The organism is Lutimaribacter marinistellae (assembly GCF_042648365.1).
Classification (GTDB): domain Bacteria; phylum Pseudomonadota; class Alphaproteobacteria; order Rhodobacterales; family Rhodobacteraceae; genus Lutimaribacter_A; species Lutimaribacter_A marinistellae.
Map to the genome: position 1 here is coordinate 189,531 of NZ_JBHRXI010000001.1, position 12,473 is coordinate 202,003.

Consider the following 12,473-nt stretch of genomic DNA (forward strand, 5'->3'; position numbering starts at 1 on the left):
AATACAAGTTGGGATGAGGAGACTCCGATGCCGGTGATCGAACTGCACCTTCTGGACGGCTACGATGACAAGGCAAAGACCCGCCTTGGCGAGGCTCTGACCGATGCCGTCCGGCTTGTCGTCCCGGCCGATCCCGATGCCGTTACCGTCATGATTCATGAGCGCAGCCCCTCGCAATACATGCGCGGGCGCCAGCGGCGCGAGGGCGCGCCAGCCCTGCCAGACCCTGCGCGAATTGTCCGCGCCTATCTGGACGCGATGGAGGCGCGCGACCTCGATTCGGCGCGCGCGCATCTGGCCTCTGGCTTCACGATGACCTTTCCGGGGAGCGGTCCGATGACCACCCTCGAGGAACTGATCGAATGGTCGCGCCCGCGCTACCAGAAGATCGGCAAGACCTATGACGCGTTCGAAACCTGCCCGACACCCGGGCCCGCCGTGGTCTATTCCCGCGGAACGCTGCACGGCATATGGCCGGACGGCACACCGTTCGAAGGCATCCGGTTCATCGACCGTTTCGAGTTGGAAAACGGAAAAATCACACGACAGGACGTATGGAACGACATAGCGGAGGTGCGCGCGTGAGCGACCAGGGGCTCGACCCGATCACACTGGCGGTTTTGGCCGGACGGATGGAACAGATCGCAGACGAGATGGACGCGACGCTGTTCCGCTCGGCTTTCAACCCGATCATTGCCGAGGCGCATGATGCCAGCCATGGGCTGTATCACGCGGAAACCGGCGACACGCTTGTACAGGGCAAGTCCGGGCTACCGATCTTTGTCGGCGTGATGTCCTTTGCCGTGCGTGCCGTTATCGACAAGGTCCGCGCCAGCGGCATTGCGCCCAAGGATGGGGACATCTGGATATTTAATGACGCTCATCTGGGCGGCACCCACCTGAACGACATGCGGCTGGTCAGGCCTTACTTTCGCAATGGCGAGTTGTTCTGCTGGCTGGCTTCCGTCGGGCATTGGCATGATCTAGGTGGCGGCGCGCCTGGAAACTACAACCCGGCAGCCAAGGACGCCTTTCAGGAGGCGTTTGTCCTGCCACCGGTCCTGTTGTCGCGCGCCGGCGAGATGGATCAGGGCATCCTCGACATCATTCTGCGAAACACCCGCCTGCCCCAGTCGGCAGAGGGGGACCTGAACGGCCAGTTGGGTGCGCTCGATCTGGGTCACAAGCGGATGGAAGAGCTGCTGGATGAATACGGTGCCTCTACCGTGGCCGCCGCTCTCGACGCGCTTTCGGTCCGTGCCGAAACACTGATGCGCGCCGAGCTGGAGGCTCTGCCCGATGGCCGATGGGAGGCCGAGGATTTCCTCGACAATGACGGCATCACGGACGAGCCGCTGGCAATCCGCGTCGCGTTGGAAATCAAGGGCGGCCGGATGACGCTCGATTTCGCGGGAACCGCCCCGCGCTGCCAGGGCCCGGTGAACATCGCCCTGCCCACTGCGGTGGCCACGGCTTATGTCGCGATCAAGCACATCTTTCCTACCCTGCCCGCGAATGCCGGTGTCATGCGCCCGATCGAGGTCAAAATCCCGGAAGGCTCGCTGCTGTCGGCCGAGTTTCCGGCGCCAGTGGGTGGATATACCGAAACCATCTTGCGCATGATCGACGTGATTTTCGCGGCAGCGTCGCAAGCTGCACCCGACCGGGTCGTCGGCAACGCCTATGGCACGATCAACGCCCTTTCCATCGCGGGACGGCGGTCGAACGGTCAGCCTTGGGTGATGTTCTCGTTTTACGGGGGCGGGCATGGCGGGTCATCGGAATCCGACGGGCTCAACCATGGCAGCGCACCGATTTCGACCGCGACGATCCCGCCGATGGAAATACTCGAAGCCGCCTACCCGGTGATGTTTCGGCAGTGGGCGCTGCGTCCGGATTCCGGCGGCGCGGGTCGCCATCGCGGCGGGCTGGGCGCTGTCTACGAGATCGAGGTGCTCGAGGATAACGGGGCCGAGGTGTTCCTCTTCGGCGAGCGTGGGCGGCACGCGCCCAAGGGCGTGGCGGGCGGCGGCGAGGCCGCGTTGAACCGCTTTTCCTATGAAACCGACGATGGCTGGGCGCGCCCGCCAATGGTGTCCAAGATGCGGGGAATCCAGTTGCACAAGGGACAGGCAGTTCGCCTCGAAACGCCGGGCGGGGGCGGGTACGGGCCAGCATCGGAGCGTGACCCCGAAGCCGTGGCACGCGATGTCGAGCGTGGCTTGATGAGCAAGTCAGAGGCCGAACGTCTTTATGGCTGGACCGGAGGTGCGGCATGAGCGGCAAACGCATGATTGGCGTCGATGTCGGCGGCACCTTCACCGATGTATTCTTCCTCGACGAAGCCGCGGGAACCGCGCGTGTCGCAAAGGTTCCGACGACCCGTCCCGATCAATCGGGCGGCTTCCTCGAAGGGATACGCCGCGAGACGCAGGACCTTTCGGGCGTAAGTGCCGTCATCCACGGCACCACCGCCGGAACCAACGCGCTGCTCGAACGCAAGGGCGCCCGGATCGGGGTAATCACCACCCAGGGGCTGCGCGACGTGCTTGAGATGCGGCGCCGTGACCGGCCACGAACCTGGGGGCTGCGAGGGGAATTCACCCCTGTCGTGCCACGCGACCTGCGCATCGAAGTGCCCGAGCGTACACTGGCCGACGGAACCATCCGGGTGCCTGTCGACCTCGACGCTGTAAGAGCGGCCGCTCGAACCCTTCTCGACAGCGGATGCGCCGCAGTGGCGGTGCTATTCGCCAATTCCTACGCCAACCCCGAAAACGAACAACGCGCGGTAGGAGTCCTCAAGGACCTCTGGCCCAACCCGCACGTGTCATCTTCTTCCGAGATCCTGCCCGAGATACGCGAGTTCGAACGCTTTTCGACGACGGCTCTGAACGCCTATCTTCAGCCCGAAGTGTCCGGCTACCTGAAACGGCTGGAGGACGCGCTTCTTGCCAGCGGGTTCGGCTCGGAATTCATGATCGTGCAGTCGAATGGCGGCGTGATGGGCGTCGACACGGCTTGCCGGCTTCCGGTGCGCACGGCGCTGTCCGGCCCGGCCGCAGGCGTGATCGCGGCCGGCTATATCGCGGGCGAGGCGGGCTATCCCGATGTCATCACAGGCGACATGGGCGGAACAAGCTTCGATGTTTCGCTGATCGCCGATGGCCGCTCGATGCTGGCCCCGCAGACATCGATCGATTTCGGCATGGTCGTTCGGACCCCGATGATCGAGATCACCACGATCGGCGCGGGTGGCGGATCGATCGCCTGGGTCGATAAGGGCGGTTTGCTGAACATCGGCCCCGAAAGCGCGGGATCGACCCCCGGTCCCGTCGCCTATGGGCAAGGTAACGACCGCCCGACAGTCACTGACGCCAATATCGTGCTGGGCCGTATCGACCCGGACAATCCCATCGGCGGCAAGCTCGACCGTCTGGATGTAGAGGCTGCGGGCCGCGCCATCGACCACCATGTCGGAGAGAAACTGGGCCTTTCGACGGTTGCAGCGGCCGAAGCGATCCTGAGGGTTGCAAACAGCCGCATGGCGGGCGCGATCCGCCTTGTTTCGATCGAGCGCGGCTTCGACCCCAAGCGGTTCGCCTTCATGCCCTTTGGCGGCGGTGGCGCGCTTCATACCGGGGCTATGATGGCAGAGGTCGGGATCGGCCGCGCCATCGTGCCGCGTTACCCCGGCGTGACCTCGGCCATGGGCTGCGTTATCGCCGATATGCGGCAGGACTTCGTCCAGACGATCAACGCCACGGTCGACACGCTCGATACCGCGGCACTGCAAAGCTTCATGCAGGATCACGTGGATACCGGGATGAAGATGCTGGACGCGACCGAAACCCGCTTCGAAGCGCGCGAAACGCTGTTTGAGCTGGACATGGCCTATGTCGGGCAGACCCATACCGTCGCCGTCCCGATCCCTGTCACGGTGACGGACGGGCAGGTCACCGCCCCCACCGTTGACGAGGTGGCCAAGGCGTTCGACACCGCCTATCACGCGGCTTATGGCAGGTTGCTGTCCAGCGGGACCCGGCGGATCATGAACCTGCGCAGCGCAGTGATCGGCAAGCGACCCAAGTTCGACCTGACCACCCTCGCACCCGAAGGCGGCAGCATCGACGCCGCCCGCAAGGGCACGCGCAAGGTGCATTTCGGCGATGCCTGGCACGACACGCAGATCTATGACCGCCTGGCCATTCCGGTCGGCGCACAGATCGACGGTCCGGCGATCCTCGAGCAGGCAGATACGACGGTTCTTATCGAACCCGATCTGACCGGCCATGTTGACAGGTTCGGCAACACAATCATCACGCGGAAGGCTGATCATGGCTGAGAGCTTCGACCCACGGCGCGCGGCGCTTTTGACGATCGACCTGCAAAATGACTTCCTGCACCCCAAGGGCGCCTATGGCCGCGCGGGCCAGGGTTCACCGGAAATCGCTGCGCTGCCTGATCGCATCCGTCCGTTGCGCGACGCGCTGCGGGCGGCGGGCGGAACCTATGTCTCGGCCCAGTTCACGCTTGTGCCGGGTCCGGGGGGCGAGCCGCTGATCGCACCGCATCTCAAGGCGCTGCGCCCCTTCCTGACCAAGGGCGATTTCGCACCGGGCGAATTCGGCCACCAGTTGGTCGATACGTTGGCCCCCGCCGATTACACCGTCGAAAAGGTCGCCTATTCGGCCCTGTACCAGACACGCCTGGAATACATCCTGCGCGCGCTCGACATCGACACCCTGATCATTGGCGGGATCGTGACGAATGGCGGCGTTGCTTCGACGGTTCGGGACGCGCATCTGCGCAATCTGCATACGATCCTGCTGACCGATGGCTGTGCCGCCTTCAATCCCGAGGTTCACGATGCCACGTTGATTTCACTCCGATCGCTTGGGCCGCAGATGACTTGCGCCGAGGCGACAGCCATGCTGGAGGGTGCGGCATGACCCTTCGCAAACGCCTGTCCTTGGAATCGATCCTCGTCGCGCCCGGCGTTTATGACGGGCTGACCTCTGCGCTGGCGGCCGAGGCCGGGTTCGAGGCGCTTTATCTCTCTGGTGCCGCCGTCGCGTATACACGGCTCGGACGCCCCGACATCGGGCTGACCAGCGCGACCGAGATGGCCGACACGATGGCCTTGATTGCCGACCGGGTTGACCTGCCGGTCATCATCGATGCCGATACCGGTTTCGGCAACGCGCTCAACGCCCAACGCACGATGCGCATGTACGAGCGTGCAGGCGCCGCTGCCCTTCAGGTCGAGGATCAGAGCTATCCCAAGCGATGTGGCCACCTTGCCGACAAGTCCCTGATCCCGACCGCCGAGATGTCGGGCAAGATCGCCGCAATGGCCGAAGCCCGCGCCTCTGACGAGACGCTGATCATTGCCCGCACCGACGCCATCGCCGTCGAGGGTATCGATGCCGCCTTCGCGCGGGCCGAGGCCTATATCTCGGCCGGCGCCGATGCGCTGTTCATCGAGGCGCCGCGTTCGGGCGACGAACTGAAACGGGTGTGCGACACGTTTGCCGGGCGCATTCCACTGCTCGCCAACATGGTCGAAGGAGGCGAAACGCCGATCTCCTCCGCCGCCGACCTTGAGGCGCTGGGTTTTTCCATCGTCATCTTTCCCGGCGGGATCGTGCGTGCTCTGGCCCACACGGCGCGGGACTACTATGCCAGCCTCAAGACCAACGGATCAAACCGGCCGTTCTCGGACCGAATGTTCGATTTCGGGGGCCTGAACGACGTGATCGGAACACCCGCCATGCTGGCCGAAGGCCGCAAGTGGGAAGGTGGCGATGGCTAAGGTCGAACCCGCCCCGGACTCGTTCGATTTCAGCGTCGAAACCCTGATCGTCGGGGCTGGTGCCTGCGGCCTTGTCGCCGCGCTCGCCGCGAAAGAGGCCGGGCAAGAGGTCTTGGTGATCGAGGCCGACGCCGTCCCGCAGGGCTCTACTGCGCTGTCGGCAGGGCTAATCCCGGCGGCTGGCACGCGGTTTCAGGCCGAGGCCGGGATCGCGGACGACGCCGAGCGCTTTGCCGACGATATCCAGGCCAAGGCAAAGAACGAGAATGACAGGGCGCTGGTCGCCGCGCTTGCCAGCGGCTCGGGCCCGGCCGTCGAATGGCTGGCCGACAGGTATCACCTGCCCTTCTCGGTCGTGCATGATTTCGACTATCCCGGCCATTCCCGCCGCCGGATGCATGGGCTGCCATCGCGTTCCGGCCGCGAGTTGATCGACCGCCTGCGCAGCACGGCCGAAAGCGAAGGCATCGACATCATCTGCGAACGCCGCGTCGAGACGCTCTATCGCGACAATCGCCGGGTTCTCGGCGTCGCGATGCGACGGCCTGATGGTGGCATCGAAACCGTTGGCTGCGCCAAGCTGGTGCTCGCCTGCAACGGCTTTGGCGGAAACCGCGAGATGGTTTCGCGCCACATGCCGGACATCGCAGATGCCGTCTGGTTCGGGCATGATGGTAACCGCGGAGAGGCAATGATTTGGGGCGAGGCGCTTGGCGCGGCAACCCGGCACATGGGGGCCTACCAGGGTCACGGCAACGTCGCCCAACCGCATGGCATCCTGATCACCTGGGCCGTCATCACCGAGGGCGGGATACAGGTCAACCAATCCGGCCATAGGTTCTGGGATGAAAGCCAGGGCTATTCCGAGGCTGCCCGGGCTGTCCTGGCCCAACCCGGTGGCGTGGCATGGTCGATCTTTGACGCCCGCATCGCCGGCATCGCCCGCCAGTTCGAAGATTTCCGACAGGCCGAGGCACAGGGCGCGATCCAGCAGGCCGATACGCCCGAAGCCCTCGCAGCCAAGCTGGGCCTGCCGGCCAAGGCGCTTGCGTCGGAATTGAAGGACCTGCCGCGCACCGGAACGGACTCCTTCGGTCGCAACTGGACCGGTCAGGCGCTTTCGCCCCCCTTTTGCGCCGTGAAGGTGACCGGCGCCCTGTTCCACACCCAAGGCGGGCTGGATACCGACACGCAAGGCCGGGTGCGCGATAGTGCCGGTCAGGTCTTTCCGAACCTCCTTGCCGCCGGTGGGGCCGCCTGCGGTGTCTCCGGGACGGGCGACAGCGGATACCTGTCGGGAAACGGGTTGCTGGCCGCAATCGTGTTGGGCCGCAGCGCTGGCATGTCACCAGTACAGTGACGATATCCTACTTGTCTCAGCGGGCTTTGTCCCGCTCTCAGGACACAGGGTTGAGGGGCGGCAAGCCGCTTCCACGCGCAGTCTGGCCACGGGATACGGCTCTTGCCGCATCCAGCGCGCTCGCAACTGCGCTCCATGCCGCAGGATCGTCTTGGGGCGCGGTGCCGTAGCGCGACTCACCCAGCCGCAGCATTGCCGCCTGAACCCCCGGGTCGCGTCGCGGATCCGGCCCGTCGACCCTCGCCGCCCAGACGTCGATTGCCGCAGGCAGACGGGCCATGTTCCGTGCCGAAACCTCCTGTCGAAGCAGCTTGTAGGCATGATCCTCGGAAGCCAGATAATCGGCCCGGCGCTGCGCCCGCCATGCCGCAACCCGAGGCATCAACCACCGATAGAGAACCAAACCAACACCCAGCACCGCCAAGGCCAAAAGGATCATTGGCAAATGCGCCCGCCAATCGCGCACCTCTCCGTCAACGGCGGGTGGGCCTGAAACCTCGATGGCGAACCCATCTACCGTGGCGGTTTCGACGGCGCCGGTCCGAAGGTTGTACCACTCGACCGAAACGCCCGGCACGTCACCGTTCCCGCCGCCCTTTGCCACGTATGTCACGCTTTCGACCCGCGTTCCGGACAACACGCCCCGTTCCTCGCTCTGCTCGACAACGGGGTCCTCGGGATAGGCCGAGACACTCGCGATCTGCGCAGTCTCCAGCAGGTCCGGCAGAAAGATCGGCGAGGTGCCGCGCACCCGCGCGGTCACGGTGCGGGTCACGCTGTCGCCGGGCGCCAATGCGTCAGGACTGCCCTCGACACTCTGTTCAAGCTCCAGCGCCTCGGCGGCGATGAACGGATCCAACCCCTCGGCACCGTCCGGCAACAAGCCCGTGAAACTCAACGGTTCGGTCTCCAGCGTCACCTGCACCGGGTCGCCGCTTTCCGGATCGGAATAGGTCACGACCACTTCTTGCGACGGGATCGAGAACTCACCCGGCACCATCGGCGAAACCTCATAGCGACGGGTCACGCCCGACCATGTCTCTCCCCCGACCGACGCACTGGTCGGGCCGGTAGAGCGTTCCGGCAGACGCACCATCAGGTTCGGGGCATCGAGGGTCGGCCAGACGGGCGGTTCAGGCAGAAAGGTCGGCACCAAAACCGTCATCCGCAATGTCAGCGACTGTCCGGGGATCGCCTCGGTTTCGTCGAACGTCACCTCCAGCACGGGATCGCTGCCACTGTCCTGCGCCCAAAGCGGACAGGCAAACACAAGGACTAGCACAATGCCAAGAATCCGCATCATTCTTCCGCCCCGTCATCGGCCTCGGTCGCCGCAGCCGGGCCGCGCGCCTGTTCGATGGCAAAGCGCTGACGCAGGAAGTCGCCGGTTCGGGTATCGACCGTCTGCATCCACTGGTCGGTCGTCATCAGGCCCATGCCCTCTTCTTGCGGGGCCTGCATCTCGGTGTCGGCACCCCGGTTCGCCTCGTTATCCAGAACCACCTCGTCGGCCCCGATCCCCGTCTCTTCGCCCGTGTCCGACTGCTCTCGCGCGGTTTCAACGTAATCGACGATCTCGCGCGACAGTTCGAGGTTCTCGGCGGCACCGGGATAATCCGGATCGCGCTCCAGTGTCGTTTCGAATGACCGTACACCGTCACGATAGGCGCGCGATTTCATCTGGGCCATCCCCTGGATGAAAGCGGCCTGTGCCGTCTCGACCCGGTCCAGAACCGTGACGGCCTCCTCATACTGGCCATCGCGGTACAATGCATATCCGCGCCACAGCGGATCGACGAACAACTCGGCCGCGCGCGCGTATTCGCGCCGTTCGAACGCCAACCGGCCCTGTTGATCGGGCGTCAGGAACCAGTCGATCACACCTGCGCTGGCAGGCTGCGGCAGGCCCGACCCCAGCATCAGGCCCGCGATTGCGACCCACCGCATGGTCCAGCCGCGCCGGAACCACAACAGGGCCAACAGGGCCAGCGGCCAGGCCAGCAGATACCCACGATCCAGCCACGGCTGGTCGGAATTCTCGAGCATCGCGCGCCGAAAGGCAGCGTCGAGCATCTGGTTTATTTGGCGGATGTCGCCCTCGTCCGGCGTTACCCGGATGACCGGAACGCTCAATGCGTCCAGACCGCGATCGGCGACACCGCCGGGGAGCATTGCCAGCACCGTGACCAGCGGCCCGCCCGACGCCGAAAGCGCGGCCGCGTCAGCCGGATCGACGGAATCGGCCACGAACAGAACCCCACCCGGAACTTCCTCGCGCGACAGGATGTCGGTGGCAAGCGCCAGCGCCTCTGCCGCCACCTCGCCATCCTCGGGCATCACGTCGGGCGTCAAACCGGACAGGTAGGGCGTCATCACACCGGGATCATCGGTCATTGGAACAACCCTATGCGCGCTGCCGGCATAGGCGATCAAGGCGGTACGCGCCCCCGCCCTCAGGGTCAGCAGGTCGCGGATTTTTTGCTTGCCACGCTCCAGCCGGGACGGGGCGATATCCGTCTCTTCCATCTGCGTCGTGACCTCGAGCGCGATCACAAGCGGTGCCGATTGTGCCACGAACGGATCGGGCATGCGGGACCATGTCGGCCCGGCGGCCCCAAGCGCTGCCAGCACCAGCGCCACCGCTACCCCGTCAATCGGTTGCACCCGGCTCCGGGCGCTCTTGCCGACAGTCAAAGCCTCCCGCAGATGCGGTGCGATCTGGTCGACCGATGGATCCCGGCTGACCCGGAGGCTGCGAACACGCCACCACAACAGGGCAACAATTGGCAACAGGGCCAGCCACCATGGCCGCAGAAAGTGGAACGCCTCCAGAAACAGCTCAAGACCGCTCATGCCAACGCCTTTCGCCTGCTTCCGAAATGCAGGATGGCAACGGCCACGAGGCCAACAAGCGCCACCGCGGCCAATGGAATCCAGGCCAACGACAGGCGCGGCCGATAGGACAGCGTCTCGACTTCGCGCGGGGCCAGATCGTCGATACGGGCATAGGCGGCTTCCAGAGCCTTGGCATCGGTCGCGTAAAAGAATTCTCCCCCCGTGCGCGATGCGATCGCCTCCAGCGTGACAAGATCGACCCGGTCCTCGCCCTGCGCATTGGGATCGCCCACACCGATGGTAAAGATCTCGACCTGCTGATCTGCCGCGATTTCGGCGGCGTTGACCGGGCTCATGCGGCTGGCCGTATCGGCCCCGTCCGACAGCAGGATCAGCAACCGGCTTTCGATCTCGCTGGTCTCGAAGGTCCGGATCGCAAGCCCGATGGCATCGCCCAAAGCGGTGTGCGGTCCGGCCATTCCCACCTCGGTGCTGTCGAGCAATTCGATGATCGTCGGCAGATCCTCGGTCAACGGGGCCTGAACATAGGCCTTTGAGCCAAAAACGATCAGCGCCATCCGATCACCCTCGCGCGCCTCGACGAATGTGCGCACCACCTCGCGCACACCGGCAAGGCGCTGCATACGCTCGCCTTCGGGCGTCTCGAAATCGCGCGCGTCCATCGAGCCCGAGATGTCGATGGCCAGCACCACATCCCGCGCGGCCTTGGTGATTTCGACCGGCTCGCCAACCCGCTCGGGCCGCGCCAGCGCAAGGACGATCAGACACCATGCAAGGATGCCGAAAGCGCGCTGCAGCCGCGTCCTTGCCAGAACGACAGAGCCGGGGCCGGGCTCCTCTCCGGCGGCGTCGGCAACCTGGCGAAAGAACGGAACGCGCAAGGCCGGCACCCGCTCACGATGCGGCGGGAAAAAGCGCCAGATCAGCAGCGGCAAAGGCAGCAACAAAAGCGCCCAGGGAAAGCCCAGCGATATCATCGCCCGCCCCCCGCATCATGTTGCCGAATCCACCGCGCGGCCATCTCCGTCAATTCGGGCATGGCCGTCGTTCCGCCGCGATAGACCGCCGCCTCCATCGCTTGACCGGGTCCCGCGGCGAACCCTTCCTTTCCGCCGGTCCTGTCGAGAAAACGCAACCAGGCCTCTCCTGTGAGGCTTGCAACCTCCTCGCGGGGCCAGGCTGCAAGGGCGGTCCTCCGCAGCACCGCCGCGATGACAGCGGGATCGTCACCCGCCGCGCCAAGCTCGGCCAGCGCCGCGCGGCGATAGGCATTGGCGCGCCATCGGCGCACAAAGCGTAGCACCAGCCACAGCAGCCCCAGAAGGACAAGCACCGCCAGAACCGCCCAGCCCGCCGTCTGCGGCGTCATCGCCACGGCTTCGGGCACCGGCGGTTCGACAAGACCGTCAAGCAGGTCGATCAGGTTCAGGGCCTGCGGGGTGTCCTCCTCGTTCATCGTGGACCAAGCCCCATCAGGCGGCGCATCTGCGGCAAGGTCTCCTCGGCCGCCGAAAGCGGCAGAACCGGCACCCCGAACCGCCGCTGCCAATCGATGATGGCAGCCAACCGGCCCTGCGCCATGTCGCGCAATCCTCCATGCGCGGTGCGGTCCGACGTATCGACCTCGACCTGCAATTCACCGTCCGAGGCCACGAATTTCAGTCCGCCAGGAATGTCTTCGGCAAAAGGATCGGCAACCAGCCCCAGTATCAGATCGTTGCGCCGTGCCAGCCCTGACACGAGGTTTTCGGTCTCGGCATCGACCATGTCGAAATCGCTGAGCACAATGACCAGGTGATCGCGCGGCGCGATCCGCGCCACCTTGCGTAGCACCTGCGTCAGCGCCACGGGTTGAACCGTTGGCGCATCGGCGCGCAAGTCGCCATTGGCCCCAGCAAGCACAGTCAGGAACCGGTTGAGGGAGGCGCGACTGCGTTGCGGGCGGCACTCCACGATGCCGCTATCGGTAAAGACGATGCCACCCACCCGATCCCCTTGCTCGAGAATGCGAAAGGCCGCAAGGGCCGCGGCCTCTGCCGCCGTCACCGACTTCATGTTAAGTTGCGACCCGAAAAACATCGACATTCGCTGGTCGACCACGATCAACGCGGGCCGGTCGCGTTCCTCGGTCATCACGCGCACATGCGGCTCGCCGGTGCGCGCGGTCACCTTCCAGTCGATCGCTCGAATATCGTCGCCGGGCAGGTAATTCCGCAATTCTTCGAAATTCAGTCCCCGCCCGCGCAGGCGCGACGCGTGCCTACCGTTCAGGACAGAACGCGCAGGCTGCCGCGGCAGAAAGCTCAGGCTGCGCGCACGCCCCTCGAGCGCGCGCAGATGGGCCAGCGTGACATTGATCCGCATGTCCGCATCGGCGGTCGGCCGCGTGCGTGGCGCCGTGCCCGTCCTGATCCGTGCCGCATGATCCCGCATGACGCCCCC

The 12,473-nt window shown here is 65.2% G+C and carries 11 protein-coding genes; 6 read left to right on the plus strand and 5 right to left on the minus strand.

Translation table 11 applies throughout. From position 1 onward, the window contains the following. Window positions 1-27: 27 nt before the first annotated feature. The 6 genes from ACFORG_RS00895 to ACFORG_RS00920 are packed head-to-tail and all read left to right on the plus strand — an operon-like array spanning window position 28 to window position 7,175. The gene (locus tag ACFORG_RS00895; RefSeq protein ID WP_386733487.1) at window positions 28-585 is read left to right on the plus strand and encodes a nuclear transport factor 2 family protein; all 558 of its coding nucleotides are present in this window, start codon (window positions 28-30) and stop codon (window positions 583-585) included. Further along, entirely contained in the window at window positions 582-2,279 is a 1,698-nt protein-coding gene (locus ACFORG_RS00900) for a hydantoinase B/oxoprolinase family protein (RefSeq protein WP_386733488.1), read from the plus strand. Before ACFORG_RS00895 ends, ACFORG_RS00900 begins: the two co-directional genes overlap by 4 nt. Beyond that, complete coding sequence (locus ACFORG_RS00905) at window positions 2,276-4,345, plus strand: hydantoinase/oxoprolinase family protein (RefSeq protein WP_386733489.1); 2,070 nt, start codon at window positions 2,276-2,278, stop codon at window positions 4,343-4,345. The genes ACFORG_RS00900 and ACFORG_RS00905 overlap by 4 nt, the downstream gene beginning before the upstream one ends. Continuing rightward, complete coding sequence (locus tag ACFORG_RS00910) at window positions 4,338-4,952, plus strand: cysteine hydrolase family protein (protein ID WP_386733490.1); 615 nt, start codon at window positions 4,338-4,340, stop codon at window positions 4,950-4,952. Before ACFORG_RS00905 ends, ACFORG_RS00910 begins: the two co-directional genes overlap by 8 nt. Further along, window positions 4,949-5,815 carry an isocitrate lyase/PEP mutase family protein gene (locus ACFORG_RS00915; protein WP_386733491.1) on the plus strand — a complete coding sequence of 289 codons (867 nt, stop codon included), beginning with the start codon at window positions 4,949-4,951 and terminating at the stop codon, window positions 5,813-5,815. Before ACFORG_RS00910 ends, ACFORG_RS00915 begins: the two co-directional genes overlap by 4 nt. Next, on the plus strand, window positions 5,808-7,175 hold the full coding sequence (locus ACFORG_RS00920) for an FAD-dependent oxidoreductase (protein WP_386733492.1): 1,368 nt from the start codon (window positions 5,808-5,810) through the stop codon (window positions 7,173-7,175). The genes ACFORG_RS00915 and ACFORG_RS00920 overlap by 8 nt, the downstream gene beginning before the upstream one ends. A gap of 37 nt (window positions 7,176-7,212) precedes the next feature. On the opposite strand, the gene ACFORG_RS00925 is transcribed toward ACFORG_RS00920, so the two are convergent. From ACFORG_RS00925 to ACFORG_RS00945, 5 genes are read right to left on the minus strand one after another with little or no spacing between them, the layout of a single operon-like run. Further along, the gene (locus ACFORG_RS00925) at window positions 7,213-8,478 is read right to left on the minus strand and encodes a hypothetical protein (protein WP_386733493.1); all 1,266 of its coding nucleotides are present in this window, start codon (window positions 8,476-8,478) and stop codon (window positions 7,213-7,215) included. Next, window positions 8,475-10,028 carry a VWA domain-containing protein gene (locus ACFORG_RS00930; protein ID WP_386733494.1) on the minus strand — a complete coding sequence of 518 codons (1,554 nt, stop codon included), beginning with the start codon at window positions 10,026-10,028 and terminating at the stop codon, window positions 8,475-8,477. The genes ACFORG_RS00925 and ACFORG_RS00930 overlap by 4 nt, the downstream gene beginning before the upstream one ends. Then, a complete protein-coding gene (locus ACFORG_RS00935) occupies window positions 10,025-11,008 on the minus strand; it encodes a VWA domain-containing protein (RefSeq protein ID WP_386733495.1) in 984 nt (327 codons plus the stop codon). The genes ACFORG_RS00930 and ACFORG_RS00935 overlap by 4 nt, the downstream gene beginning before the upstream one ends. Continuing rightward, window positions 11,005-11,487, minus strand: coding sequence for a DUF4381 domain-containing protein (locus ACFORG_RS00940; protein ID WP_386733496.1), 483 nt, complete (start codon window positions 11,485-11,487; stop codon window positions 11,005-11,007). The genes ACFORG_RS00935 and ACFORG_RS00940 overlap by 4 nt, the downstream gene beginning before the upstream one ends. Next, window positions 11,484-12,464, minus strand: a complete 981-nt coding sequence (locus tag ACFORG_RS00945) for a DUF58 domain-containing protein (RefSeq protein WP_386733497.1) — start codon at window positions 12,462-12,464, stop codon at window positions 11,484-11,486. The genes ACFORG_RS00940 and ACFORG_RS00945 overlap by 4 nt, the downstream gene beginning before the upstream one ends. Window positions 12,465-12,473: the final 9 nt, after the last annotated feature.

Excerpts from the sequence above, each read along its gene's own strand:
- ACFORG_RS00895 (WP_386733487.1), top strand. The coding sequence starts at position 28 with ATGCCGGTGATCGAACTGCACCTTCTGGACGGCTACGATGACAAGGCA.
- ACFORG_RS00905 (WP_386733489.1), top strand. The coding sequence starts at position 2,276 with ATGAGCGGCAAACGCATGATTGGCGTCGATGTCGGCGGCACCTTCACC.
- ACFORG_RS00910 (WP_386733490.1), top strand. The coding sequence starts at position 4,338 with ATGGCTGAGAGCTTCGACCCACGGCGCGCGGCGCTTTTGACGATCGAC.
- ACFORG_RS00915 (WP_386733491.1), top strand. The coding sequence starts at position 4,949 with ATGACCCTTCGCAAACGCCTGTCCTTGGAATCGATCCTCGTCGCGCCC.
- ACFORG_RS00920 (WP_386733492.1), top strand. The coding sequence starts at position 5,808 with ATGGCTAAGGTCGAACCCGCCCCGGACTCGTTCGATTTCAGCGTCGAA.
- ACFORG_RS00925 (WP_386733493.1), bottom strand. The coding sequence starts at position 8,478 with ATGATGCGGATTCTTGGCATTGTGCTAGTCCTTGTGTTTGCCTGTCCG.
- ACFORG_RS00930 (WP_386733494.1), bottom strand. The coding sequence starts at position 10,028 with ATGAGCGGTCTTGAGCTGTTTCTGGAGGCGTTCCACTTTCTGCGGCCA.
- ACFORG_RS00935 (WP_386733495.1), bottom strand. The coding sequence starts at position 11,008 with ATGATATCGCTGGGCTTTCCCTGGGCGCTTTTGTTGCTGCCTTTGCCG.
- ACFORG_RS00940 (WP_386733496.1), bottom strand. The coding sequence starts at position 11,487 with ATGAACGAGGAGGACACCCCGCAGGCCCTGAACCTGATCGACCTGCTT.
- ACFORG_RS00945 (WP_386733497.1), bottom strand. The coding sequence starts at position 12,464 with ATGCGGGATCATGCGGCACGGATCAGGACGGGCACGGCGCCACGCACG.